The organism is Streptomyces sp. NPDC024687 (assembly GCF_055559055.1).
Genome location: NZ_JBVHLJ010000001.1, coordinates 728,877 through 752,547, shown reverse-complemented (window position 1 = coordinate 752,547; position 23,671 = coordinate 728,877). Strand labels below are relative to the sequence as shown.

General features: G+C 72.1%; 23 protein-coding genes. 14 read left to right on the top strand and 9 right to left on the bottom strand.

Annotated features, from left to right (window positions below):
* The first annotated feature begins 7 nt into the window (after nt 1-7).
* The gene (locus tag ACZ39I_RS03375; protein ID WP_352384329.1) at nt 8-640 is read left to right on the top strand and encodes a response regulator transcription factor; all 633 of its coding nucleotides are present in this window, start codon (nt 8-10) and stop codon (nt 638-640) included.
* A 13-nt stretch (nt 641-653) separates the two neighbouring features.
* Here ACZ39I_RS03375 and ACZ39I_RS03370 read toward each other — a convergent pair whose 3' ends face one another.
* From ACZ39I_RS03370 to ACZ39I_RS03360, 3 genes are read right to left on the bottom strand one after another with little or no spacing between them, the layout of a single operon-like run.
* Nucleotides 654-1,424, bottom strand: coding sequence for a hypothetical protein (locus ACZ39I_RS03370; protein ID WP_467242385.1), 771 nt, complete (start codon nt 1,422-1,424; stop codon nt 654-656).
* A gap of 29 nt (nt 1,425-1,453) precedes the next feature.
* Complete coding sequence (locus ACZ39I_RS03365) at nt 1,454-1,993, bottom strand: SigE family RNA polymerase sigma factor (RefSeq protein WP_467242382.1); 540 nt, start codon at nt 1,991-1,993, stop codon at nt 1,454-1,456.
* Nucleotides 1,994-2,044: 51 nt separating this feature from the next.
* Entirely contained in the window at nt 2,045-3,478 is a 1,434-nt protein-coding gene (locus tag ACZ39I_RS03360; RefSeq protein ID WP_467242378.1) for an MFS transporter, read from the bottom strand.
* Nucleotides 3,479-3,615: 137 nt separating this feature from the next.
* Between ACZ39I_RS03360 and ACZ39I_RS03355 the strand changes: the two genes are divergently transcribed.
* From ACZ39I_RS03355 to ACZ39I_RS03330, 6 genes are all read left to right on the top strand, one after another.
* Nucleotides 3,616-5,355: an MFS transporter gene (locus tag ACZ39I_RS03355; RefSeq protein WP_467242375.1), complete on the top strand. Its 1,740-nt coding sequence runs from the start codon at nt 3,616-3,618 to the stop codon at nt 5,353-5,355.
* A 377-nt stretch (nt 5,356-5,732) separates the two neighbouring features.
* Complete coding sequence (locus ACZ39I_RS03350) at nt 5,733-6,383, top strand: class I SAM-dependent methyltransferase (protein WP_467242371.1); 651 nt, start codon at nt 5,733-5,735, stop codon at nt 6,381-6,383.
* A gap of 36 nt (nt 6,384-6,419) precedes the next feature.
* Nucleotides 6,420-7,313: an N-acetylmuramoyl-L-alanine amidase gene (locus ACZ39I_RS03345; protein ID WP_467242368.1), complete on the top strand. Its 894-nt coding sequence runs from the start codon at nt 6,420-6,422 to the stop codon at nt 7,311-7,313.
* Between the two features lie 85 nt (nt 7,314-7,398).
* Nucleotides 7,399-8,271 carry a DUF5336 domain-containing protein gene (locus ACZ39I_RS03340; protein WP_467242366.1) on the top strand — a complete coding sequence of 291 codons (873 nt, stop codon included), beginning with the start codon at nt 7,399-7,401 and terminating at the stop codon, nt 8,269-8,271.
* 114 nt (nt 8,272-8,385) lie between these two features.
* The gene (locus ACZ39I_RS03335) at nt 8,386-9,396 is read left to right on the top strand and encodes an LLM class F420-dependent oxidoreductase (protein ID WP_467242363.1); all 1,011 of its coding nucleotides are present in this window, start codon (nt 8,386-8,388) and stop codon (nt 9,394-9,396) included.
* A 40-nt stretch (nt 9,397-9,436) separates the two neighbouring features.
* Entirely contained in the window at nt 9,437-9,730 is a 294-nt protein-coding gene (locus ACZ39I_RS03330) for a hypothetical protein (RefSeq protein ID WP_028807437.1), read from the top strand.
* 43 nt (nt 9,731-9,773) lie between these two features.
* On the opposite strand, the gene ACZ39I_RS03325 is transcribed toward ACZ39I_RS03330, so the two are convergent.
* From ACZ39I_RS03325 to ACZ39I_RS03315, 3 genes are read right to left on the bottom strand one after another with little or no spacing between them, the layout of a single operon-like run.
* Nucleotides 9,774-10,844, bottom strand: coding sequence for a prenyltransferase/squalene oxidase repeat-containing protein (locus tag ACZ39I_RS03325; protein ID WP_467242360.1), 1,071 nt, complete (start codon nt 10,842-10,844; stop codon nt 9,774-9,776).
* Nucleotides 10,841-11,575: a class I SAM-dependent methyltransferase gene (locus tag ACZ39I_RS03320; RefSeq protein WP_020116038.1), complete on the bottom strand. Its 735-nt coding sequence runs from the start codon at nt 11,573-11,575 to the stop codon at nt 10,841-10,843. The genes ACZ39I_RS03325 and ACZ39I_RS03320 overlap by 4 nt, the downstream gene beginning before the upstream one ends.
* Entirely contained in the window at nt 11,569-12,969 is a 1,401-nt protein-coding gene (locus ACZ39I_RS03315) for a glycosyltransferase family 4 protein (protein WP_467242355.1), read from the bottom strand. Before ACZ39I_RS03315 ends, ACZ39I_RS03320 begins: the two co-directional genes overlap by 7 nt.
* Nucleotides 12,970-13,223: 254 nt before the next feature.
* Between ACZ39I_RS03315 and ACZ39I_RS03310 the strand changes: the two genes are divergently transcribed.
* Nucleotides 13,224-13,847 carry a TetR family transcriptional regulator gene (locus ACZ39I_RS03310; protein ID WP_467243307.1) on the top strand — a complete coding sequence of 208 codons (624 nt, stop codon included), beginning with the start codon at nt 13,224-13,226 and terminating at the stop codon, nt 13,845-13,847.
* Nucleotides 13,848-13,947: 100 nt separating this feature from the next.
* Here ACZ39I_RS03310 and ACZ39I_RS03305 read toward each other — a convergent pair whose 3' ends face one another.
* The 3 genes from ACZ39I_RS03305 to ACZ39I_RS03295 form a co-directional block, all read right to left on the bottom strand.
* A complete protein-coding gene (locus ACZ39I_RS03305; RefSeq protein WP_467242352.1) occupies nt 13,948-14,811 on the bottom strand; it encodes a tetratricopeptide repeat protein in 864 nt (287 codons plus the stop codon).
* Between the two features lie 318 nt (nt 14,812-15,129).
* Complete coding sequence (locus ACZ39I_RS03300) at nt 15,130-15,363, bottom strand: ferredoxin (RefSeq protein ID WP_467242349.1); 234 nt, start codon at nt 15,361-15,363, stop codon at nt 15,130-15,132.
* A 6-nt stretch (nt 15,364-15,369) separates the two neighbouring features.
* Nucleotides 15,370-16,827, bottom strand: a complete 1,458-nt coding sequence (locus ACZ39I_RS03295; RefSeq protein ID WP_467242346.1) for an aldehyde dehydrogenase — start codon at nt 16,825-16,827, stop codon at nt 15,370-15,372.
* Nucleotides 16,828-16,995: 168 nt separating this feature from the next.
* On the opposite strand from ACZ39I_RS03295, the gene ACZ39I_RS03290 reads away from it, so the two are divergent.
* The 6 genes from ACZ39I_RS03290 to ACZ39I_RS03265 all read left to right on the top strand — a co-directional run bounded on the left by ACZ39I_RS03290 (nt 16,996) and on the right by ACZ39I_RS03265 (nt 23,666).
* Nucleotides 16,996-18,021, top strand: coding sequence for an MBL fold metallo-hydrolase (locus tag ACZ39I_RS03290; RefSeq protein WP_467242344.1), 1,026 nt, complete (start codon nt 16,996-16,998; stop codon nt 18,019-18,021).
* 241 nt (nt 18,022-18,262) lie between these two features.
* Nucleotides 18,263-19,438, top strand: coding sequence for a prenyltransferase/squalene oxidase repeat-containing protein (locus ACZ39I_RS03285; protein WP_467242342.1), 1,176 nt, complete (start codon nt 18,263-18,265; stop codon nt 19,436-19,438).
* Nucleotides 19,435-20,079 (top strand): SCO2322 family protein, encoded by a 645-nt coding sequence (locus ACZ39I_RS03280; protein WP_467242339.1) that lies wholly within the window; start codon nt 19,435-19,437, stop codon nt 20,077-20,079. Before ACZ39I_RS03285 ends, ACZ39I_RS03280 begins: the two co-directional genes overlap by 4 nt.
* The gene (locus ACZ39I_RS03275) at nt 20,069-21,169 is read left to right on the top strand and encodes a CbiQ family ECF transporter T component (protein WP_467242336.1); all 1,101 of its coding nucleotides are present in this window, start codon (nt 20,069-20,071) and stop codon (nt 21,167-21,169) included. Before ACZ39I_RS03280 ends, ACZ39I_RS03275 begins: the two co-directional genes overlap by 11 nt.
* Nucleotides 21,166-22,827: an ABC transporter ATP-binding protein gene (locus ACZ39I_RS03270; protein WP_467242333.1), complete on the top strand. Its 1,662-nt coding sequence runs from the start codon at nt 21,166-21,168 to the stop codon at nt 22,825-22,827. Before ACZ39I_RS03275 ends, ACZ39I_RS03270 begins: the two co-directional genes overlap by 4 nt.
* Nucleotides 22,824-23,666: an ECF transporter S component gene (locus ACZ39I_RS03265; RefSeq protein WP_467242331.1), complete on the top strand. Its 843-nt coding sequence runs from the start codon at nt 22,824-22,826 to the stop codon at nt 23,664-23,666. The genes ACZ39I_RS03270 and ACZ39I_RS03265 overlap by 4 nt, the downstream gene beginning before the upstream one ends.
* The last annotated feature ends 5 nt before the right edge of the window (nt 23,667-23,671 follow it).

The window sequence follows — 23,671 nt, the reverse complement described above, 5'->3', positions numbered from 1 at the left end:
GAACGAGATGCCCCGGGACCACCGGCCCGCCAAGTCCATCCGCGTGCTGCTCGCCGAGGACCAGGGGATGATGCGTGGGGCGCTCGCGCTGCTGCTCGGCATGGAACCGGACATCCAGGTCGTGGCCCAGGTCGCGGCGGGGGACGCGATCGTGGACGCGGCCCTCACGCACCGCCCCGACGTGGCGCTGCTCGACATCGAACTGCCGGGGATGAGCGGACTGGACGCCGCCGCCGAACTGCGCGACCAGGCGCCGGACTGCCGGGTGCTGATCCTGACCACCTTCGGAAGACCGGGTTATCTGCGCCGGGCCATGGAGGCGGGTGCCGCCGGTTTCCTCGTCAAGGACGGTCCCGTCGAGGAGTTGGCCGCCTCGATCCGCCGGGTGCTGACCGGCGAGACCGTGATCGACCCCGCCCTCGCCGCGGCCGCCCTCAGCGCCGGCCCGAACCCTCTCACCGCCCGCGAGTGCGATGCCCTCAGGGCCTCCACGGACGGCGCGACGGTGGCCGACATCGCCGACAGGCTCCACCTGTCCGAGTCCACCGTCCGCAACTACCTCTCCTCGGCGATCGGCAAGACCGGCACCCGCAACCGGATGGAGGCGGTACGGGCGGCCCGGCAGCAGGGGTGGCTGTGAGCCCGGCCGCTCCCTACCCGACCACCTCCGCCGTCTTGTACTCGGTGCCCTTGGGCGCCAGGCACACGAACCAGTTGTAGGGGGAGCCCTCCGCCGACCGGATCGCCAGGACGTCGGTGCCCGTACCGGAGCCGGCCTTCTCCACCACTGTCGCCGTGTCGTCGGTCCAGGTGCAGTTGACGCGCTGGGCGGTCTTGGCGACGTAGCCGATGACGAGGCGGACGTCCTGCGTGCCGCCGGGTTCGAGGGGGAGGGAGCCGGACATGAGATCCGTGCCGGTGAGGGTGTCCGTCCTGGGGACCGTGTTCTCCATGACCTTCGTCGTCCGGCCGCCGTAGTCGCGGTAGACGAAGTAGGTGATCTTGCCGATCAGATCGGAGGGCTCGTGGGCATCCGGCGGTGTCTCACCTCGCAGCGCCATGACGGCAAACTGGGAATCGGCCTGTCGCTCGTCACGCGGCGCCGGCCACATGTCGAGCAGAACCCGCCACTTGGTGCCCTGGTCGGTACCGGTCGCCAGTGTGGTGCTCAGGACCCTGGACGGGTCGGCGTCGGCCGAAGCGGACGGCCGGCTCGCCACCTGCCCGCCGTCCCCGCCCGGCAGCCCCGCCACCGCGAGCGTCGCCGAGGAGCCCGCGAGGACCAGTGCCGTGGCCGCGGCCACCGCCCAGCGGCGGGCCCGGCGCCTGCGGCCACCACGGAGTACCGCCTGGTAGGGGGCTATGCCGATCTCCACCTCGTCGGTGGCGTCGGCCAGCAGGAGGGCGATGTCGCTGTCACTCATGTCGTGGCTCTTCTCCCGGTCCGCGCTCATCACTTCCGCCCTCCCTGGGTCGCCATGTCGGCCAGTGCGGGTATGGCGCGAAGTTTCGCGATCCCCTTGGCCGCGTTGCTCTTCACCGAGCCGACCGAGCAGCCCATCGCCTCGGCCGTCTGTGTCTCGGTGAGGTCCTCCCAGTACCGCAGGACCACCGCCTCCCGCTGCCGCGGCGGCAGTTGGGCCAGCGCCGTCAGCAGGGCGCCGCGGTCGTCGGCCTGGGCGATGCGGTCACCGGTGTCGGCGACCTCGCGCACCAAGCCCGAGTCGTCCCCCCGCGCCAGGAACTCCCTGAGTTTCCTGCGGTGCTTGCGTGCGTGCGCGTTGATCATCACGCGCCGTACATACGCCTCCGGATCGTCCGCCGAGCCGACCCTGCGCCAGGCCACGTAGGCCTGTTCGAGGGTCGACTGGACCAGGTCCTCCGCGGCGTGCTGCTCCCCCGTGAGGAGAAATGCCGTTCGCATCAGCCGTGGCCAGCGGCCGATGACAAAGCTCTGGAACTCCTCGTCCCGAGCCTGATTCCGATCCCCCATGGGCACCTCCTAGATGATTGAAGGAGTCCATGAGCCGCCCGGACCGTTGCCTCAGTTCGCCGAGATCTTCCTCGGCAACCACGCCAGCATCAGCGCCACCCCGCAGAGCAGCACCCCCGTCCCCACCCGGAACGCCAGCGCGTACCCCTCCGTCAGCGCCTCCGGCGAACCCGCTCCCCCCGTCCGTGCCGCCGCCAGCGTCGACAGGACGGCGAGCCCCAGCGAGCCGCCCATCGTGCGCGAGGTGTTGACCAGTCCCGACACCAGCCCGGCCTCCCCCGGCGCCGCCCCCGACGTGGCCAGCGAGGCGAGCGGGGTCGAGGCGAGACCCGCGCCCAGCATCATCAGGATCCCGGGACCCATGATCGAGGTGACGTAGCCGCCGTCCCAGGTCATCGTCGACTGCCAGCCGTAACCGGTCAGGGCGACGAGCGTCCCCAGAGCCGCCACCCGGCGCGCCCCGAGCCGGTGCATGAGCCGGGGCGCGAGCTTGGAGCCGAGCACGATCGCCAGGGAGCTCGGCAACATGGAGAGTCCGGCTTGGAGCGGGGAGTACCCGAGGACGTTCTGGGCGTAGAGCGTGATGAAGTACCACGTGCAGAACAGGGCGGCACCGCTCAGGAACATCGCCGCGTTCGCCGACGCCACCGCCCGCACCCTGAGCAGTCCGAGCGGCATCAGCGGGGCGGCCGTACGGGACTCGACGACGAGGAAGGCCCCTACCAGCGCGAGCCCGACGGCCAGCGGGACCACGGTCGCGGCCGCCGTCCACCCCTCGGCCTCGGTCTGCGAGATGCCGTACGCCAGGACCGCCAGTCCCCCGGTCATCAGCAGCGCTCCCGGCAGGTCGAGGCGTCGCCCATCCCCGCTGCGGCTCTCGGTCAGCCACAGCAGGGAGCCCAGGAGGACCAGCGCGCCGACGGGCACGTTGATCAGCAGCACCCAGCGCCAGGACAGGGTGTCCACCAGGAGTCCGCCGACGAATCCGCCCGCGGCTCCGCCACCCGCTCCCACGGCCGTCCAGGTGGCGATGGCCCGCGCCCGCGCGGCCCCCTCCGGGACGGCCGACGTGACGATGGTCAGCGTCGCGGGCGCCAGCACCGCCGCGCCCAGCCCCTGCACGGCCCGCGCGATCAGCAGCTCGGCGTCCCCCTGGGCCAGCCCGCCGGCCAGCGAGGCCACGGTGAACAGCCCGAGCCCGACCAGGAACATCCGCTTGCGGCCGTAGAGGTCACCGGCCCGGCCGCCGAGGAGCATGAACCCGGCGAAGGCGATCGAGTAGGCGTTCACGACCCACTGCAGTCCGGATTCGGTCATGCCCAGGTCGGCGCGCATGGACGGCAGCGCCACATTGACCACCGACACGTCGAGCACGACGAGGAACTGGCCCGCGCACGCCAGCGCCACCACCACCCAGGCGGGCGGGGCCGACCGGGGACGGCGGGGTCTGCGGGCGACTTCAGCGGCTTCGAGCATGGCCGCCATGCTCTCAACCCGGCCTCCACTTCCCCAAGAGAATATAAAGAAATCGTTAGTACGCCGAAGCATCGGAATAGTTGCCCATGCATACGTAGTTCAAGCCGCACGTAACCCGATCTTCCAGGCCCGGAGGCCTCCCTCACATGACGCACACGCCGACCGTCCAGCCCACCCGGAGAGCGTCCGGCGCTGTCGTCCCCGTGCTCGCCTTCGCGGGCATCGTGGTCGCGGTGATGCAGACCCTGCTCGTCCCGGTCATCAAGGACCTGCCGCAGCTGCTGGACACCGCGCCGAGCAACGCCACCTGGGTCCTGACGTCCACCCTGCTCTCGGGCGCCGTCGCCACCCCGATCATGGGCCGCCTCGGCGACCTGTACGGCAAGCGCCGCCTGCTGATTTTCAGCCTCGCCGTGATGGTCGTGGGCGCCCTGGTCAGCGCCCTCACCAGTGACCTGCTCACGATGATCGCCGGCCGCACCCTCCAGGGCTTCGCGATGGGCGCGATCCCCCTCGGCATCGGCCTGATGCGCGACATGCTGCCCCGCGAGAAGCTCGGCTCGGCCATGGCCCTGATGAGCTCCTCGATCGGCGTCGGCGGCGGCCTCGCGCTGCCCCTCGCGGCCCTGATCGCCCAGCACGCCGACTGGCACGCCCTCTTCTACGGCGCCGCGGGCATCGGCGTGCTCGCCATCGCCCTCACCCTGCTCGTCGTCCCCGAGTCCCCGGCGCGCGCCGAGGGCACGTTCGACGTCCTGGGCGCGATCGGCCTCTCCATCGGCCTGGTCCTCTTCCTCCTCCCGATCACCAAGGGCAGCGACTGGGGCTGGACCTCGGCCACCACGCTCGGCCTGTTCGCCGCGTCGGCCGTCGTCCTCCTCCTGTGGGGCGTCATGGAGCTGCGCGTGAAGGCCCCCCTGGTCGACCTGCGCACCACGGCCCGCCCCGCGGTCCTCTTCACCAACCTGGCGTCGATCATGGTCGGTGTCTCGTTCTACGTCGTCTCGCTCGTCCTTCCCCAGCTGCTCCAGCTCCCGAAGGCGACCGGCTACGGCCTCGGTCAGTCGATGGTCGTCGCGGGTCTGCTGGTCGCTCCGCTGGGCCTGACGATGATGTTCACCGCGCCCGTGTACGCCCGGCTGTCGGCGAAGTACGGCCCCAAGGTCACCCTCATCCTCGGCATGCTGATCATCGCGATCGGCTACGGCGCGGGCCTCGGCCTCATGAGCGCCGCCTGGCAGAGCCTGGTCATCGCGGTGGTGCTGGGCGCGGGCATCGGTCTCGCGTACTCCTCCCTTCCCGCCCTGATCGTCGGCGCGGTCCCCGCCTCGGAGACGGGTGCGGCGAACGGGCTCAACACGCTGATGCGCTCCATCGGTACGTCCGTGTCGAGCGCCGTGATCGGGATGGTGCTGGCGAACACGGCGAACAACGTCGGGGGCGTCGCGGTACCGACCATGCACGGGTTCCGGGTGTCCTTCCTGATCGCGACCGGCGCGGTGGCGGTCGGGCTGCTGATGGCCCTGTTCCTGCCGAAGCCGAACCGTGCCCCGCAGCTGCGGGCGAGCAGCGAGGAGGAGGCGAACCTGGAGCGGGCGGAGGCGGTCCTGCGAGGGTTCCGGGGCCGTGTCCTCGACGCCTCCGGTGCTCCGGTCGCCCGCGCCAAGGTCACGCTGATCGACCGGCGCGGTCGGCAGGCGGGGGCGACGCTGTCCGACGAGGACGGCACGTACGTACTCGGGGTGCCGAGCGGGGGCGCGTACGTGCTCGCCGCACGGGCCGCCGGCCACGGTCCCCTGGCCTCTTCCGCCACCCACGCGGGCGACGAGCGCGCGATCGCCCTCGACCTGGCCCTGCCGGGCGAGACCGAGACGGTCACGGCCTGACGACCGCTCAGCTGAACCACACCCCCGCCCGACACCGAGGGCGGGGGTGTGTCGTACCAGGGCGTGCCCAGGACCGTAGGCCCGGCGCAGAGCGCGCAACCCCCCCGGCCCCCGGGCCCACCCCGCGAAGCGCCGGGCGCGACCGTGAGACCGACCAGGCCGACCAGGCCGACCAGGCCGACCAGGCCACCCAGGACATGCGGCCGCCCGGCGAACGACCATCGCCACCTGCCCCGGAGGGCTCCGAACACCCGCACCCCACAGCGGCTTCCCCGCCCCCGCACCCCCTGTCCCTCTGCGAAGGGGGCGTGCGGCAGCATGGGCGTCCGGCGTCTGCCCGCCCGCACGACCGATCCGTACGACCGAGAGGAACCCCCATGGCCGCGGCTCCCAAGCCCGAGATCCTCGCCGCCTTCGAGGCCGCCAAGGGGTTCATGCCCCTGGGTGAGGGGCTGGCCCTCTACGCGGCCGCTCTGGAGGCCGGGCGGCTCGGACTGCCGCTCCTGGAGGTCGGTACGTACTGCGGCCGTTCCGCGATCCTGCTCGCGGACGCCGCCCGCGAGGCCGGCGTCACCGCGCTGACCGTCGATCACCACCGCGGCAGCGAGGAGCAGCAGCCGGGATGGGACTACCACGACCCGGAGACGGTGGATGCCGAGCTCGGGCTGATGGACACGCTGCCCACCTTCCGCAGGACCCTGCACCGGGCCGGGCTGGAGGAGCACGTGGTCGCCCTGGTCGGCCGTTCTCCGCAGATCGCGAAGGTCTGGGGCTCCCCTCTCGGGCTGGTCTTCGTCGACGGCGGTCACACCGACGAGCACGCCACCGCCGACTACGAGGGCTGGGCCCCGCACGTGGCCGAGGGCGGGCTGCTCGTCATCCACGACGTGTTCCCCGAGCCGGAGGACGAGTTCACCGGGCAGGCGCCCTACCGGATCTACCTCCGGGCCCTCGCCTCCGGCGCCTTCACGGAGGTCTCGGCGACCGATTCGCTGCGGGTGTTGCGGCGGATGCGGGCGGGGATCTGAGAGCGGGGCGGCAAGGGCAGGGTTAGAGTCGCAGACGTGTCGTACGCAGGCCCTGAATTCGGTTCCCCCCAGCCCCGCCGCCCCCGGCGCCGGCCGCTGACTCTCGCTCTCGCCGTGCTCGTGCCGGGCGCGCTGCTCGGATGGCTGGTGTACGCGGGGGTGAGCGGAGCGGCCGACAACAACGGGACCACGGCCGCGTCCACAACGGCACCGCCGACCGTCTCCTCCACCACCGTCGAGGACAAGAAACCGCTCGGCTCGCTCCGGGGCAAGGTTGTCGTCATCGACCCCGGACACAACCTCACCAACTTCCGGCACCCGGCCGAGATCAACCGCAAGGTGGATATCGGCACGACCCGCAAGGAGTGCGACACCACGGGGACGTCCACCAACTCCGGTTACGCCGAGGCCAAGTTCACCCTCGACGTCGCCCGCCGACTGCGCACGCTGCTGGAGCAGCAGGGCGCGACGGTGAAGCTGACGCAGGACGGCGACCGGCCCTACGGCCCCTGTGTGGACGAGCGGGCCAGGATCGGCAACAGGGCGAAGGCCGACGCGGTGGTGTCGATCCACGCGGACGGCGCGGGCGCCGGGCAGCGCGGCTACCACGTGATCCTCCCGGGCCGCGTCCACCAGGGCATCGCCGACACCCGCCGGATCGTCGCCCCCTCCGCCGCACTCGGCAAGCGCATCGCGCACGACTTCGGACGCAAGACGGGCACCGCCCCCTCCAACTACATCGGTCACGGCACCGGCCTGGACACCCGCACGGATCTGGGCGGCCTCAACCTGTCAAAGGTTCCCAAGGTGTTCATCGAATGCGGCAACATGCGGGACAGCAAGGACGCGGCCCTGCTCACGAGCGGGGCCTGGCGACAGAAGGCCGCGCAAGGAATCTCTGAGGGATTGGTGAGTTTCCTGCGCGGGTGACGATCAGCGCGCGAATCCCGTCGTACGCTCCGCCGGGCGGGCGATAGGGTCTACCGACGACGAGACGACCTACGAAGGACTTGAAGTGAATATCCGCTCCCTCACTCGAGGCGACGGCGTGGTGATCGGTGCAGCGGTGGTGCTGTTCATCGCGTCGTTCCTTGATCTGTACTCGGTCGACGGCGCCCCCGACGACGCCGACCTTCCCACTGCCTGGGCGAGCGGCCCGGTCGTGATGGGGGTGGTGCTCGCGGGCATCATCGGCGCCGCCCTCGTCGTCCTGTCGCGCGGCCTGCCGCAGCTCCCCAAGGTGGCGGGCCTCGACCTCGGCCAAGTGGGCGCCGCGTTCACGGTGTTCGCCGCCTGGAGCGCGCTCGGGAACGTCTTCGACCCGCTGAGCGCCGCGGACTACGGCTCCAGTTCGGACACCGTCAGCGCCGGCATCGGCCTGATCCTCGCTCTCGTCGCCACCCTGGTGATGGCCGCGGCAGCCGTCGCCACGCCTCTCGTCCCCGCCCTCCAGGCCGGTCTCGTCCCGGCCCCCAAGCCGCCCCAGCCGCAGCCCTACGGCGCCCAGCCGCCCGGTGGTTACGGCTACCCCGGTGCCCAGCAGCCGGGACAGCAGGGGCACCCGGGCCAGCCCGGTCAGCAGGGTCAGCAGGGTCAGCAGCCGTACGGCGGTCAGCCGCAGCCGGGTCAGCCCTTCGGCGCGCAGCCGCAGCCGCAGCCCCAGGCGCAGGCCCCGCAGCCGCCGGCGGCGGAGTTCTCGCCGTTCTGGTTCGCGGTGCCGGTGCCGCGTCCGCTGTTCGCGGAGGACGGTTCGCCGACGCCGATCGCCGAACTCGCCCCGGGCACCTGGTACCTGGCGGTCGAGCAGCGCGGTCCGGCTCTGGTCGCCCAGACGCAGGACGGCCGCCGTGGCGTGCTGCAGGACACGAGCGGCATCCAGCGCGGCTGATCCAACCTCGCGGTCCCCAAGGTCGTAGGACGGCCCCTCGCCCCTTCCGGGCGGGGGGCCGTTGCCGTACATTCGCGAGCGGCTCGAAGAACTGACATACCGTCAGGAGGCGTCGTGCGACTCGGCCTTGCACTCGGCTACTGGGGCCGTGGCCCCTCCCCCGACCATGTGCCGCTGGCCCAGGAGGCGGAGCGGCTCGGCTATCACTCGGTGTGGACGGCCGAGTCGTGGGGGTCGGACGTGTTCACGCCGCTCACCTGGATCGCGGCGCGGACGTCGACGATCAGGCTGGGTACGGCCGTTGCCCAGATGGCCGCCCGCTCGCCCACCACGACCGCCATGCACGCCCTCACGCTGGACCATCTCTCCGGCGGGCGGGTCATGCTCGGTCTCGGGCTGTCCGGGCCGCAGGTCGTCGAGGGCTGGTACGGCCGCCCGTTCCCCAAGTCGCCGCTGACCGCGACCCGGGAGTACGTCGACGTCGTACGGCAGGTCCTCAGGAGGCAGGCGCCGGTCGAGCTGGACGGCCGCTTCCACTCCCACCCCTACCGGGGCCCGGACGGCACCGGGCTCGGCAAGGCGCTCAAGCCGATCACCCATCCCCTGCGCGCCGATCTGCCGATCCTCCTGGGCGCCGAGGGACCGAAGAACGTCGCCCAGACCACCCGGATCGCGGACGGCTGGCTGCCGTTGTACTGGTCGCCGAACCGGCCCGAGGTCTACGAGGCCTCGCTCGCCGAAGCACCGGAGGGCTTCCTCGTCGCCCCCATGGCCCAGGTGCGGGTCTGCGACGACGTGGCCGAGGGACTGCTGCCCGTGAAGACGATGCTCGGCTTCTACATCGGCGGGATGGGACACGCGGCCCGCAACTTCCACGCCGATCTGATGGCCCGCATGGGGTACGAGGAGCAGGCGCGCCGGATCCAGCGGCTGTTCCTGGAAGGCCGTCGCGAGGAGGCCGTGCTCGCCGTGCCGGACGCGTTCGCCGACGAGATCTCCCTGGTCGGCCCGCGCGAACGCATCGCCGAGCGGCTGGAGTCGTGGCGCAAGGGGCCGGTGACGGACCTGCTGGCGCTGGCTCCGGACCGGGAGTCGCTGCGGGTGCTGGCGGAGCTCAACGCATGACGCCAGGTTTCGCCGGAGAATTCGCGGCCATTCGAACACCATGTCCACTCATACGCGCCGTGGTGCCAACTCAGCCGGGACGGTCATAGCGGTCGTCGCCGACATCATGGCCCTCATCCTGGGCCTGTGGATCCTGATGTACCTGCTGGACGCCAACCGTGCGAACGACTTCGTGCAGTTCATCCACGATGCCGCTCGCTGGCTCGCCGGCTGGTCCTACGACCTCTTCACGTTCGACGAGGCCTGGGCCCGGGTCGTCGCGGGCTACGGTCTGGCCGCGGTGGTCTACCTGTTCGTGGGCCACGCCATCGCCAACCGGGCCCACCGCCACTGAGGCCGCCTGACCGGGCCACCGTCACCGAGACCCGACCGGGTTCTCAGGGGCAGCAGTCCGGGGCGAGGCCCAGCGGCAGACGCTCCCCGCTGAACACCGCACAGGTGGCCTCGTGGCCGCCCAGGGCGGCGACGGCCAGCAGCAGCGACCCCGCCGTCCAGGTGGTCAGCTCCTGCGGCCACACCGCCCCGTCCTCGAACACGTACCCGGTCCAGTACAGGCCGCTCTCCGCGTCTCGCAGGTGCTGGATCGACTGGAGGATCTCCAGGGCCCGGTCGGACTCGCCCATGACCCACAGGGCCAGGGCGAGTTCGGCCGACTCGCCGCCCGTGACCCACGGGTTGGGGACGACACAGCGCACCCCGAGGCCGGGTACGACGAACCGCTCCCAGCCCTCCTCGATACGGGACTTGGCCTCCGCGCCGGTCAACGCGCCGCCCAGGACCGGGTAGTACCAGTCCATGGAGTAGCGGTCCTTGTCGAGGAAGCGTTCGGGGTGCCGGCGGATCGCGTGCCGCAGTGCACCGACCGCCAACTCCCAGTCGGGCTGGGGCTCTTCGCGCTGTTCGGCGATCGCGAGCGCGCATCGCAGCGCGTGGTGGACGGAGGAGGATCCGGTGAGCAGCCCGTCGGTGAGGGCGCTGCCGTCGTCCTCCCGCTTCCATCCGATCTGGCCGCCCGGCTGCTGGAGCCCCAGGACGAACTCGATCGCGGCGTACACGGTCGGCCACATGCGGTCGAGGAAGGTGTCGTCGCCGGTGGACAGGTAGTGGTGCCACACGCCTACGGCTATGTAGGCGACGAAGTTGGTCTCGCGCCCGCGGTCGGTGACGTCCGCGAAGTCCCCGTCCTGGTAGGCGGCGTACCAGGACCCGTCCTCGTTCTGGTGCCGGGCGAGCCACTCGTAGGCCCGCTCGGCCGCCTCGTGTTCGCCCGCGGCGTCCAGTGCCATCGCGGCCTCGGTGTGGTCCCACGGGTCCAGGTGGTGCCCGCGGAACCACGGGATCGCCCCGTCCTCGCGCTGCGCGGCCAGGATTCCGGCGACGGTCGCGGCGGCCTGCTCGGCGGTGAGGACCCCGGGCAGGACGAGGTGTTCTGTCCGGGGAGTGGTCACTTGGCGTCCACCCGCGGCAGGTGCGGCTTGGTCGCGTAGGCCACGAAGCTCTTGCCGATCAGTGGGTTGAGCGCCTGTTCGGCGACCCGGGTGGCCAGCGGCTTCTTCATGATGTCCCAGACCAGCAGCTTGTGGTACGCCTGCACCGGCAGCGCCTTGTCGTTGTCGACGCCGAACGCGCACTTCAGCCACCAGTACGGGGAGTGCAGGGCGTGCGCGTGGTGGGTGCCGTACGGCTTCAGGCCGGCCTCGCGGATCTTCGCGAGGAGTTCGTCCGCCTTGTAGATGCGGATGTGGCCGCCCTCGACCTCGTGGTAGGCGTCGGACAGGGCCCAGCAGACCTTCTCGGGGCCGTAGCGCGGGACGGTGACGGCGATCCGCCCGCCGGGCTTCAGCACCCGGACCATCTCGGCGAGTACGCCCTTGTCGTCGGGGATGTGCTCCATCACCTCGGAGATGATCACGACGTCGAAGGACTCGTCGGGGAAGGGCAGCGCGAGGGCGTCCCCCTCCATGGCCGTGGCGGTGGCCCCTTCCGGTGCCTCCCCGGCCTCCTTCATCGCCGCGAACCACTTGGCGACCTCACGGATTTCGTCGGCGTTCTGGTCCAGGGCCACGACCTGCGCGCCGCGCCGGTAGCACTCGAAGGCGTGCCGGCCGGCCCCGCAGCCGAGGTCCAGGACGCGGTCGCCCGGCGCGAGCGGGAACCGGGAGAAGTCGACGGTCAGCACGTGGCCCTGCTTTCGGGATAGACACCGGTGTCTGTGGTCGGGGGTGCGCACTCGACACCCCGAGAGGCCGCGGGGCGGCCGGGGAGCGTGGTGGCGGAGGAGGCGATCGCCTCGCGGTACCGGGCTACCGTGCCCTCCGCGGCCTTCGCCCAGGTGAACTTCGCCAGTACCCGCTCACGTCCGGCCCGGCCGAGTCGCGCCCTCAGGTCCGGGTCGCCCAGGAGGCGGCTCAGGGCGGTCGCCAGTGCGCCCGGGTCCCCCGGCGGTACCGCGAGGCAGGTCTCGCCGTCGCGCCCCGCGACCTCGGGGATGGCGCCGCCCGTCGTGGCGACCAGCGGGGTGCCCGTCGCCATCGCCTCCGCCGCCGGGAGGGAGAAGCCCTCGTAGAGCGACGGCACGCAGGCGACCTCCGCCGAGCGGACGAGGTCGACCAGTTCGGCGTCCGAGATGCCCTTGACGAAGTCGACGGCGCCTTCGAGGCCGTAGCGCTCGATGGTCTGCGCCACCGGGCCCTCGGCCGGTCGCTTGCCGACAACTATCAGGTGCGCCCCGGGGTGTTCGGTGCGCACCTTCGCGAGCGCCTCGACAAGGAAGACCAGGCCCTTGAGGGGGACGTCGGCGCTGGAGGTCGTGACGATCCGGCCCCGCACCACGGGCACCGACGGATCCGGCGAGAACTGGTCCGTGTCGGCGCCGATGTGGACGACGTGGATGCGGTCGTCGCGGACGCCCAGGTGGTCGACGATCTCCTGGCGGGAGGTGCCGGAGACGGTGAGGACCTGGGGGAGGCGGCGGGCCACCCTCTTCTGCATGCGGGTGAAGGCGTACCAGCGGCGCTTGGACAGCCGCTGCCACCTGCCCTCGGCCGCGTCCAGCTCCAGCTGCCGGTCCACGGTGATGGGGTGGTGGATGGTGGTCACCAGCGGCGCGCCGACATCGCCCAACAGGCCGTAGCCGAGGGTCTGGTTGTCGTGAATCACGTCGAACTCACCGCTGCGGGCCCGGAGATGGCGTCGGGCCCGCAGGGAGAAGGTGAGCGGCTCGGGGAAGCCGCCGGTCCACATCGTGGCGACTTCCAGAGCGTCGATCCAGTCGCGGTATTCGTCGCGCCTCGGGGTGCGGAAGGGGTCCGGGGAACGGTAGAGGTCCAGGCTCGGCAGCTCGGTCAGGCTCAGACCGTCGTACCCGGGGTCGAGGACCGGGTACGGCTGGGAGCCGATGACCTCGACGCGGTGGCCGAGACGGGCCAACTCGCGCGAGAGGTGCCGTACATAGACGCCCTGGCCGCCGCAGAACGGGTTCCCTTTGTAAGTGAGGAGCGCGATACGGAGCGGTCGCTCGCCGTCGACTGCCAGGTCCTCGAAGGCCCCGGCCTGACTGGCCTCAGCGGTCACTCTGCGCCCCCTTCTGACTGCACTGTCCCGCGAGATTACGACGAGACGGTAATCTAGAACAAGTTTCAGACTTGATCGTTCAGGAGGCTCTGAATCTACCGGCAGGTAGGGGTCCTGTGAGCGGTGGATCAGGTGATTCACGCCACGAACACCGCGACCGCGCACCGGCCCGGCATCCTGCCATGCTGTGTGATCGCGAGCCCTCACGGACTGTCACGGAAGCCAAGGTGGACAAGGTGGCCAAGCCGGCCGGAATGGAAGCCAGCAGCGCACTACCCGCCGCGCCACCGCTGACCGAGCGGCAGGAGGCGCGGCGCCGCCGCATCCTGCACGCGAGCGCGCAGCTGGCCAGCCGCGGCGGGTTCGACGCGGTGCAGATGCGGGAGGTCGCGGAGTCCTCGCAGGTGGCGCTCGGCACCCTCTACCGTTACTTCCCCTCCAAGATCCATCTGCTGGTCGCCACCATGCAGGACCAGCTGGAACACATGCACGGCACGCTCCGCAAGAAGCCGCCGCAGGGCGAGACGGCGGCCGAGCGGGTCGCGGAGACCCTGATGCGGGCCTTCCGCGCCCTGCAGCGCGAACCGCACCTGGCCGACGCGATGGTCCGGGCGCTGATCTTCGCGGATCGCAGCGTGAGCCCGGAGGTCGACCAGGTCTCCCACCAGACCACGCTGATCGTCCTGGACGCCATGGGTCTTGAGGACCCGACGCCCGAGCAGCTCTCCGCGGTCCGCGTCATCGAGCACACCTGGCACTCGGCCCTGATCACCTGGCTCTCGGGCCGCGCCTCCATCGCCCAGGTGAAGATCGACATCGAGACGGTGTGCCGGCTGATCGACCTCACGGAACCGCGGGACCGGCACCCCAGCACGTGACGTCGGCCGTTCACAAGCTGCGCCCGGGCCCCTGCTCGCGGCGTGCCGGCGAGAGGGCGGGCCGGGCGTCGCGACCGGGCGAACCTCGCCTGCCCCGGCCCTAGCCGACGGCCGCGAGTCCGCTCCAGCTCCGTCCGGTCACCGTCTGCGCCGCCCACTGCTCCAGCAGCCGCCGGGCCTCCTCCTCGGGGGCGGCGAGGGAGACCTGCTGGGCGCCCGCCTCGACGGCACGCTCCTGTGCGTGGGTGCCCTCGCTGCAGCAGGCGCAGAGCATGCGCACGCTGCTCGCGGGCTCGGCGCCGAAGCCGTGACCGGTGAACAGCTCGACGAGTGCCTCCAGGTCGGCGGCCTCGCCCGCGGCCACCGTGACCTCCAGGGTGGGCAGTTCGGACGCCTCGAAGAGCAGGAGTTCCTCGAAGACGGGGTAGGCCGAGCCCTCGACGGTCCGCTCGCCCTTCGGTTCGCCGTCGTGGACGACGATCTCGCCGTAGCGCCGTCCGCCCGTGACGGGCACGCTGACGACACGGCCCCGGGTCGGGCACAGCCGCTCGATCCAGACGACCTCGCGCTCGCCGACGGTGTCGAGGCGCACGCAGGCGTACCCCAGGCGGGCCTCGATCTCCCCTTCACCGTCCGGGAGTTCGATGCCGAAGCCGGCCCAGGCGTCCCTCGCGGTCGCCCAGTCGCGCTGGATCGTGGCCGCGATGCCGAGGTTCCAGTACGCCGGATCGCCCTCGCCGCGCGGGGAGCGGGCCGCGGCCTCCTTGCCCAGCTCGTACGCCTTGGCCCAGTTCCGCAGGAACTTGTGGGCGAGCGCGGCGTCGTACCACCACACCGCGCTCGCCTTCAGGTCCGGGAAGTGCGCGAGCACCCGCTCGTACAGTTCGGCGGCGCTCAGCCACTCCTCGGCGTCCCAGGCGGCACGCGCCTGCTTGATCAGCTTCCTGGCCTCGGACTTGTCCACCCTTGCCCACCCCTGCGATGTCCTGACGACGACCGCAGGAGCGTAAGCCCTCGCACCGGCGGGGAGCACATGAGGGACCTACGGGGCGGGTTCCCTTCGCCGGTATGGTCCGGATCAGGTTCTCGGGGTCGCCGTCGAGCCTTCCCGCTGCTCTTCGGCCTCTCAGCCCTACCGTCGACGTCGGCCCTGGCGGAAGCTTTCACATCTCGCCTGAGTCGGCTACTTCGGTCGGACTCCCTCACTCGCCTCGTAGGCCTATGTCCAGAATAGAACACTCGTCCCGAAATGAACCCCCTCACGCCATGATTTTCTCGACCCCTACTCCTCGGGCGGGAACACCGGCTCCCCGCTCTCCAGCAGCGTGATCGTGATGGCCTCCACCGGGCAGTTCTCCGCCGCCGCCAGGACCTTCTCGTTGGCGTCGGTGTCCGGGTCGGCGGGGTGGGACTGGCGGGCGGTGTCCAGGCGGAAGCCGTCGGGGGCGGTGTGGACGCACTGCGCGGAGCCGATGCACAGGGAGCGGTCGACCTCGACGTGCCAGCGGTCCCCCATCGCCCGTCACCCCTCCCAGTCGGCCGGCAGATGGATCATCTTGTGCTCCAGGTACTCGCCGTAGCCCTCCGGCCCGAACTCCCTTCCCAGACCGGAGCTCTTGTAGCCGCCGAAGGGGCCCAGCATGTCGAGGCTGAAGGTGTTCACGTTGTAGGTGCCGGTACGGACCTGCCGGGCGACCTCGATGCCGCGCTCGACGTCGGCCGTCCACACGCTGCCGGAGAGGCCGTAGTCCGAGTCGTTGGCGATCTTCACGGCCTCGGATTCGTCGCCGTAGGGCAGGAGGCAGATCACCGGGCCGAAGATCTCCTCCCGCGCGATCCGCATCGAGTTGTCGACGTCCCCGAAGAGCGTCGGTTCGACGTACCAGCCGCGGTCCAGGCCGGCCGGGCGTCCGCCGCCGGTGAGGATCTTGGCGCCCTCCTCCTGGCCGATCCTGATGTAGTCGAGGTTGCGGCGCTGCTGGCGTTCGGCGACCAGGGGGCCGACCTGGGTGGCCGGGTCGAGCGGGTCGCCGACGACCAGGGAACTCGCCGCCGCGGCAAGGGCCTCGGCGAACTCGTCGTAGCGGGAGCGGGGCAGCAGGATGCGGGTCTGGGCCACGCAGGCCTGGCCATTGTTCATCCAGGCGGACGGGACGATCCCGGCTACGGCCGCCTCGATGTCCGCGTCCGGGAGGACCACGGCCGCCGACTTGCCGCCCAACTCCAGGGTCACGCGCGTGAGATTGCGGGCGGCGACCTCCATCACGCGCTTGCCCGCGCCCACCGACCCGGTGAAGGAGACCTTGTCGAGCCCCGGGTGCCCGACCAGGTACTCGCTCACCTCCCGATCGGCCGGGAGGATGGACAGGACGCCCTCCGGCAGCCCGGCCTCCTTGGTGATCTCGGCCAGGATGTACGCGTCCAGCGGCGACTCGGGCGACGGCTTGAGCACCACCGTGCAGCCGGTGAGCAGCGCGGGCGCGAGCTTGGCGGCGGCGACGAACTGCGGGACGTTCCAGGGGACCACGGCCGCCACGACCCCGACCGGTTCGCGGCGCACGAGGATGCGGCCGAGGACTCCGTCGCGCCGCTCCTCGTAGGTGAAGTTCCGTGCGACGGTGATCGCCGAGTCCCAGACCATCATCGCGCCGAGGGCCTGCGCGAGGACGCTCCAGGAGTACGGGGAGCCGTTCTCGGAGGAGATCACGCGGGCGATCTCCTCGTGCCGGACCGCGATCGCGTCCTTGATCCTGGTGACGACCTCGATGCGCTCGTCGAGCGTCATCCGCGGCCAGGGTCCCTCGTCGAAGGCGGTGCGGGCGGCGGCGACCGCCGCGTCCACGTCCGCGCGCGAGGCGTGCGGCACCCGTCCGATGACCTCCTGGGTGTGCGGGGAGATCACCTCGATGACGTCCTCGCCCAGGGGGTCGGTCAACTCCCCGCCGATGAACAGCTGTCCGTGTTCCACGAGCTCGGTCATGGCGAACGCCTCCCAGGGGCGGCTTGCTGACGAACCATCAGATACGGAACTGATACCAGTTCCCCCCGGAGGAGTCCACGGGCCGCACACCGCGACTGTTGGTCACCTCGGGCTACCGTCGAAACCCGTTCTAGTTATAGTGGCGAGAAGCCGGTGATTGGGGAACTCATGGCGCAGGTGCACGACCATGGCGGCGGCGTCCGGTCCGTCCAGGTGCCCATCCCAGACAACCCCCTCGGCCACACGCTGGTGTACGTCGTCGACACCGACCGGGGGCCGGTGCTGGTCGACACCGGCTGGGACGACCCGGACTCCTGGGACATCCTCGCCGAGGGGCTGACCGCGTGCGGGACCGACGTCGGTGAGATCCACGGCGTGGTCATCACCCACCACCACCCCGACCACCACGGGCTGTCGGGCAGGGTGCGGGAGGCCTCCGGCGCCTGGATCGCGATGCACGCGGCGGACTCCGCGATCGTGCGGCGCACTCGGGAGACCCGGGCCGAGCGCTGGTTCACCTACATGACGGCCAAGCTGGTGGCCGCGGGCGCCCCCGAGGACCACGTGGCCCCGCTGCGCACCGCCCGCCGCCGCCAACTCCCGGGCTTCTCCCCCGCGTTGCCCGACCGCGAGATCGTCCCCGGTGAACTCCTCGACCTCCCCGGCCGCAGACTCCGCGCGATCTGGACCCCGGGGCACACGCCGGGCCATGTCTGCCTGCACCTGGAGGAGGAGCACCCGGCCCGGCTGCCGGGCCATGGGCGGCTGTTCTCCGGCGATCATCTGCTCCCCGAGATCACCCCGCACATCGGCCTGTACGAGGACCCCGACGACGCCACCGTGACCGACCCCCTCGGCGACTACCTCGACTCCCTGGAGCGCGTCGGACGGCTCGCCCCCGCCGAAATCCTCCCCGCCCACCAGCATGTCTTCACCGACGCGAGCGCTCGGGTACGGGAGTTGCTCGCCCACCACGAGGAACGCCTCACCGACCTGCGCTCCCTGCTCGCCGAGCCCCTCACCCCCTGGCAGCTCGCCGTGCGCATGGAGTGGAACCGGCCCTGGGACCAGATCCCCTACGGCTCACGGAACATCGCGGTCTCGGAGGCCGAGGCGCATCTGCGGCGGCTGGTGAAGCTGGGGCGGGCGGAGGCGGTGACGGGGAGCGATCCGGTGACGTACGTGGCCGTCTAGCCCGGGCCCCGAGGCTCCCCCGGCCCTCAGCCGCTTCCCTACGGGCGAGTACAGTAGCCAGGTCGTCATCACATGCCGTACGGGGGGAAGCCGGTGCAATTCCGGCACGTCCCCTCCCGAAGGGCCCTAGGGCCTGGGAGACCGGCCGGTGCGCGGCACCGTCGAGGTATACGGAGCCGAGCCGCCCGGGGGTCCTCCCGCGCTGCCCGGCTCCCCGCAGGGAGAAGGGCTTTAGCCGATCATGAACGTCCGCCGCAGTGCCGCGGTCCTGGCCGCCACCGTCGTGATCGGCACGGCCACGCCCGCCGTCGCCGCCTCGCCGTCTCCGTCGCCGTCCCTGCCCTCGGGGTTGTACGGCAGCGGCGACCCCACGTACGACGGGGTCTGGCGGCAGTCCCTCGCCCTGATCGCCCTGCACCGGGTGGACGTGGAGCCCGCCGCCGCGGCCGTCGACTGGCTGGCCGGGCAGCAGTGCGCGAGCGGGGCGTTCCCGGCGTTCCGCGTGGACCCGGCCAAGGCCTGCGACGCCAAGCTGATGGTCGACACCAACAGCACGGCCGCCGCCGCGCAGGCCCTGTCCACGGTCGGCGGGCACGGCACCGCGGTCACGAAGGCGGTGACCTGGCTGAAGTCCGTCCAGAACAAGGACGGCGGCTGGGGCTTCTCCTCCGGCGGGGCCAGCGACGCCAACTCGACGTCCGTGGCGATCGGCGCGCTGAAGGCCTCCGGTGACGACCCCGCCAAGACCCTCAAGGGCAGCAGGTCGCCGTACGACGCCCTGCTGAAGCTGGCGCTGCCGTGTGCCGACGGGGGCGCCTTCGCCTACCAGCCGGACAAGAAGGGCACGCTCACGGCCAACGCGGACGCCACCGCGGCGGCTGTCGTCGGCGTGCTGGGCCAGGACATGGTGTCGGCGAAGGCCGGCGGCAAGGCGGCCGCCGGCTGCGCCGCCGCGGCTCGCCCGACGCCCCCGCAGGCGGCGGCCAACGGCGCGGCGTACCTGGCGAAGGCGGTCGCGAAGGACGGCCACCTGACCTCCGCCCTCCCCGGCTCCGAGAACCAGCCCGACTACGGCAACACGGCCGACGCGGTCGTCGCGCTCGCCGTCCAGGGCGGTTCCGTGGCCGCGCGCGAGCCCCTGGCGTGGCTGGAGCGGAATTCCGCGGAGTGGGCCGGGCAGAACGGCCCGGCGGCATACGCCCAGCTGATTCTCGCCGCCGAGGCGGGTGGCGCCGACCCGCGCGACTTCGGCGGCACGGACCTGGTCGAGCAGCTGACCGCGACGGGACCGGCGCCGGCCACCGCGTCCCAGGACGACTCCGGCACCTCCGTGTGGTGGACGGTCGGCGCGGGTCTCGCCGCCGGCGCGGGGATCGGCTTCCTGCTCAGCAGCCGCAACAAGAGGAAGCAGCCGTGATCCGCAGGGCGGTCCTCCTCTCCCTCCTGACGGGCCTCCTCCTGGCCGCCGTGAGCCCGGCCCACGCCGCCGGATACCGCTACTGGTCCTTCTGGGACCGCACCGGCACGACCTGGACGTACGCCACCCAGGGCCCCTCGACCGCGGTCCCCTCCGACGGCGACGTCCAGGGCTTCCGCTTCGCGGTGAGCGAGGACTCGGCGGACGCGGACAAGCCCCGCGGGACGGCGTCGTTCACGGCGATCTGCGCAGACACGGCGGCGCGGGACGGCCGTAAGCGCGTGGCGTTGGTCATCGACTTCGGTACGGCCTCGGACGCCCCGTCCGGTGCGAAGCCCCCGGCGAGCCGCACCGCGTGCGCGGTGGTGTCCCGCGACGCGACCACGGCGGAAGCCCTGGCGACGGCCGCCAAGCCGCTCCGCTACAACACCAACGCGCTGTTGTGCGCGATCGCGGGATATCCGGAGACGGGCTGCGGGGAGCAGGTGGCGGGGAAGAAGACGGGCTCGGAGGAGAGCGGGCCGGACGGGTCGGACGGCGGGCCGTCCGTGGGCCTGTTCGCGGGCCTGGGAGCGATCGCCGTACTGGGAGCGGCGGCGGTGTGGCGGGCGAGGGCGAGGCGGCGCGGCAATGCCGCATAGCTCAGGCCGGACCATGCCTCTCCACCCCGGCGCCTGGTGGCTCTGGTCCCTGGGCCTCGGCACAGCGGCCACCCGCACCACCAACCCTCTCCTCCTGACCCTCCTCGTCGTCACCTCGGCCTACGTGGTCGCGACCTGCCGCCGGAACACTCCCTGGGCCCGCTCGTACACCGCGTTCCTCAAACTCGCCCTCGCCGTCCTCCTCGTGCGTCTCCTCTTCACGATCGTCCTCGGCTCCCCCGTACCCGGCACCCATGTGCTCGTCGCCCTGCCCGAACTCCCGCTCCCCGGCTGGGCGCAGGGCATCCGCCTGGGCGGCCGGGTGACCGCGGAGTCCCTCGTCTTCGCCCTCTACGACGGCCTCAAGCTGGCCACCCTCCTCATCTGCGTGGGCGCGGCGAACGCCCTCGCCAACCCGCACCGGCTCCTGAAGTCCCTGCCCGGCGCCCTCTACGAACTCGGCGTGGCCGTGGTGGTGGCCCTGACCTTCGCCCCCCATCTCATCGCCGACGTCCAGCGCCTGCGCGCCGCCCGCCGCCTCCGGGGCCGCCCGGACACCGGCCTGCGCGGCCTCCTCCAGGTCGGACTCCCGGTCCTGGAGGGCGCGTTGGAACGTTCGGTCGCCCTCGCCGCGGCCATGGACGCCCGCGGCTACGGCCGTACGGCCGAGGTCCCGCCCGGGGTCCGCCGTACGACCACCGCGCTCACCCTCGGCGGACTGCTCGGCGTCTGCGCGGGAACGTACGGACTGCTCACCGCCGAGGGCGGCACGTACGGCGTCCCGGTGCTCCTCGCCGGCCTCGCCGCCGCCCTCGCGGGTCTGCGTCTGGGCGGCCGCCGTACTCCGCGCACCCGTTACCGTCCGGACCGCTGGACCGCCCGGTCCCTCCTGGTCGCCGGTTCCGGTGCGGCCGTGGCGGCGGGAATGTTCCTCGCGAGCGTCACCGATCCGGCCGCCCTGCACCCCGGTGTGGTGCCCCTCGTCGCCCCCGCCCTCCCCCTGTGGCCGGCCGCGGCGGTCCTCCTGGGCCTGCTGCCGGCCTTCCTCGCCCCCGCCCCGGCGCCAGCCCCCGAGGAGCCGTTGTCGTGATCCGCTTCGAGGACGTCTCCGTGACCTACGACGGGGCGCCCGAACCCACCGTCCAGGGCGTCGACTTCGAGGTGCCGGAGGGTGAACTCGTGCTGCTCGTGGGCCCGTCGGGGGTCGGCAAGTCCACGATCCTCGGCGCGGTCAGCGGGCTCGTCCCGCACTTCACCGGCGGCACCCTGCGCGGCCGGGTCACCGTGGCGGGCCGCGACACCCGCACCCACAAGCCACGCGAACTGGCCGACGTGGTCGGCACGGTGGGCCAGGACCCGCTGTCCCACTTCGTGACGGACACCGTGGAGGACGAACTCGCCTACGGGATGGAGTCGTTGGGCCTGCCCCCGGCGGTGATGCGCCGCCGGGTGGAGGAGACCCTGGACCTGCTGGGCCTGGCTCCGCTGCGCGACCGGCCGCTGGCCACCCTCTCCGGCGGCCAGCAGCAGCGCGTGGCGATCGGCTCGGTCCTCACCCCGCACCCCCGGGTCCTGGTCCTGGACGAACCGACCTCGGCCCTGGACCCGGCGGCGGCGGAAGAGGTCCTCGCCGTCCTCCAACGCCTGGTCCACGACCTGGGCACCACGGTCCTCATGACCGAACACCGCCTGGAACGCGTCATCCAGTACGCCGACCAGGTGGCCCTCCTCCCGGCCCCGGGCGCACGCCTGCTCGTGGGCACCCCGGCCGAGATGATGGCCGTGTCCCCGGTGTATCCGCCGGTGGTGGACCTGGGCCGGCTGGCAGGCTGGTCCCCGCTACCCCTGACGGTCCGCAACGCCCGCCGCCAGGCAGGACCTCTACGAGACCGACTCGCCGCACAGGCACCCGCAGCCGCCGACGGCGAGACCGGCCCCCAGGTGCACCGGGCCCGCCGGTTCACGCGCCGCGAGCGCCCCACCCCTGCCGCCACACCCCACCTCGCCGAAGTCACCGCCCTCTCCGTCCGCCGCGCCCACGTCCGGGCCCTCACCCACATCGACCTCACCGTCCGCCCCGGCGAGACCATCGCCCTCATGGGCCGCAACGGCGCCGGGAAGTCCACGCTCCTCAACACCCTGGTCGGCCTGGTGGAACCCTCCGCGGGAACCGTCCACGTCGGCGGCGCCCAGCCCCACCGCACCACCCCGCGGGACCTCGTACGCCGAGCGGGCCTCGTCCCCCAGGAACCCCGGGACCTCCTGTACGCCGACACGGTCGCCGCGGAATGCCGGGCCGCCGATCAGGACGCCGGCGCGGCACCCGGCACCTGCCGTGCACTGGTCGACGACCTCCTCCCCGGCGTGACCGACGACACCCACCCCCGTGATCTCTCCGAAGGCCAGCGGCTCGCCCTCGCCCTCGCCGTGGTCCTGGCCGCCCGCCCGCCCCTCCTGCTCCTCGACGAGCCGACCCGCGGCCTGGACTACGCGGCCAAGGCCCGTCTCGTCGACCTGCTGAGGGAACTGGCCGCCACCGGTCACGCGATCATGCTGGCCACGCATGACGTGGAGCTCGCCGCCGAGCTCGCCCACCGGGTGGTCCTGCTGGCCGAGGGAGAGGTGATCGCCGACGGCCCGGCGACGGACGTGATCACGTCCTCCCCCTCCTTCGCCCCGCAGGTCAGCAAGATCCTCGCCCCGCAGCGGTGGCTCACGGTCGCCGAGGTGAGGAAGGCCCTGTCATGACCCGGGACCCCGCGATGGCACCCCGTGTGACGGCCCGAGCCGTACCCCTGGGCCCCCGCTCCCTCCTCGCCCTCACCCTGGTCAGCGCCGTGGGCGTCGTCGCCTTCGGCTGGCCCTTCCTCGCCCCGCCCACCTCCCAGGTCGGCACCCACACCCAGGACGCCCCCTGGCTCTTCGCCGGACTGCTCGTCCTGCTCGTCGCGGTGGTCGCCGCGGCGCTCGCGGAGTCGGGGCTCGGCCCCAAGGCCGTGGCGATGCTCGGCGTACTCGCCGCGACCGGCGCCGCGCTCAGGCCGATCGGCGCCGGCACCGCCGGTATCGAGCCGATGTTCTTCCTGATGGTGCTCAGCGGCCGGGTCCTCGGCCCGGGGTTCGGTTTCGTGCTCGGCAACGTCACGATGTTCGCGTCCGCCCTGCTCACCGGCGGGGTGGGGCCGTGGATGCCGTTCCAGATGCTGGCGATGGGCTGGTTCACGATGGGCGCGGGTTTGCTGCCGGTGCCCGCCCGCGCGCGGGCCCGTACGGAGGTCCGGTTCCTGGCCGCCTACGGTTTCCTCGCCGCCTTCGCCTACGGCACCGCCATGAACATGGCCGGCTGGCCCTTCATGGGCGCCCTCGCCTCGGACATCGCCTTCGACCCGCACGCCGGTGTCCCCGCCAACCTGGCCCGTTTCCTCGCGTACTGCCTGGCCACGTCGCTCGGCTGGGACCTGGGCCGGGCCCTGGTGACCGTCGTCCTGACACTCACCCTCGGCCCGGCCCTCCTCAGGGGGCTGCGCCGGGCCACCCGCCGTGCGGCCTTCGAGGCCCAGGTCACATTCGAGGCGCCCGAGCGGTGAAGCGC

What these genes read in the sequence shown, in the direction of transcription:
- ACZ39I_RS03375 (WP_352384329.1), top strand. Translation starts at nt 8, where the DNA reads ATGCCCCGGGACCACCGGCCCGCCAAGTCCATCCGCGTGCTGCTCGCC.
- ACZ39I_RS03370 (WP_467242385.1), bottom strand. Translation starts at nt 1,424, where the DNA reads ATGAGTGACAGCGACATCGCCCTCCTGCTGGCCGACGCCACCGACGAG.
- ACZ39I_RS03365 (WP_467242382.1), bottom strand. Translation starts at nt 1,993, where the DNA reads ATGGGGGATCGGAATCAGGCTCGGGACGAGGAGTTCCAGAGCTTTGTC.
- ACZ39I_RS03360 (WP_467242378.1), bottom strand. Translation starts at nt 3,478, where the DNA reads ATGGCGGCCATGCTCGAAGCCGCTGAAGTCGCCCGCAGACCCCGCCGT.
- ACZ39I_RS03355 (WP_467242375.1), top strand. Translation starts at nt 3,616, where the DNA reads ATGACGCACACGCCGACCGTCCAGCCCACCCGGAGAGCGTCCGGCGCT.
- ACZ39I_RS03350 (WP_467242371.1), top strand. Translation starts at nt 5,733, where the DNA reads ATGGCCGCGGCTCCCAAGCCCGAGATCCTCGCCGCCTTCGAGGCCGCC.
- ACZ39I_RS03330 (WP_028807437.1), top strand. Translation starts at nt 9,437, where the DNA reads ATGTCCACTCATACGCGCCGTGGTGCCAACTCAGCCGGGACGGTCATA.
- ACZ39I_RS03310 (WP_467243307.1), top strand. Translation starts at nt 13,224, where the DNA reads ATGGAAGCCAGCAGCGCACTACCCGCCGCGCCACCGCTGACCGAGCGG.
- ACZ39I_RS03300 (WP_467242349.1), bottom strand. Translation starts at nt 15,363, where the DNA reads ATGGGGGACCGCTGGCACGTCGAGGTCGACCGCTCCCTGTGCATCGGC.
- ACZ39I_RS03295 (WP_467242346.1), bottom strand. Translation starts at nt 16,827, where the DNA reads ATGACCGAGCTCGTGGAACACGGACAGCTGTTCATCGGCGGGGAGTTG.
- ACZ39I_RS03290 (WP_467242344.1), top strand. Translation starts at nt 16,996, where the DNA reads ATGGCGCAGGTGCACGACCATGGCGGCGGCGTCCGGTCCGTCCAGGTG.
- ACZ39I_RS03285 (WP_467242342.1), top strand. Translation starts at nt 18,263, where the DNA reads ATGAACGTCCGCCGCAGTGCCGCGGTCCTGGCCGCCACCGTCGTGATC.
- ACZ39I_RS03275 (WP_467242336.1), top strand. Translation starts at nt 20,069, where the DNA reads ATGCCGCATAGCTCAGGCCGGACCATGCCTCTCCACCCCGGCGCCTGG.
- ACZ39I_RS03265 (WP_467242331.1), top strand. Translation starts at nt 22,824, where the DNA reads ATGACCCGGGACCCCGCGATGGCACCCCGTGTGACGGCCCGAGCCGTA.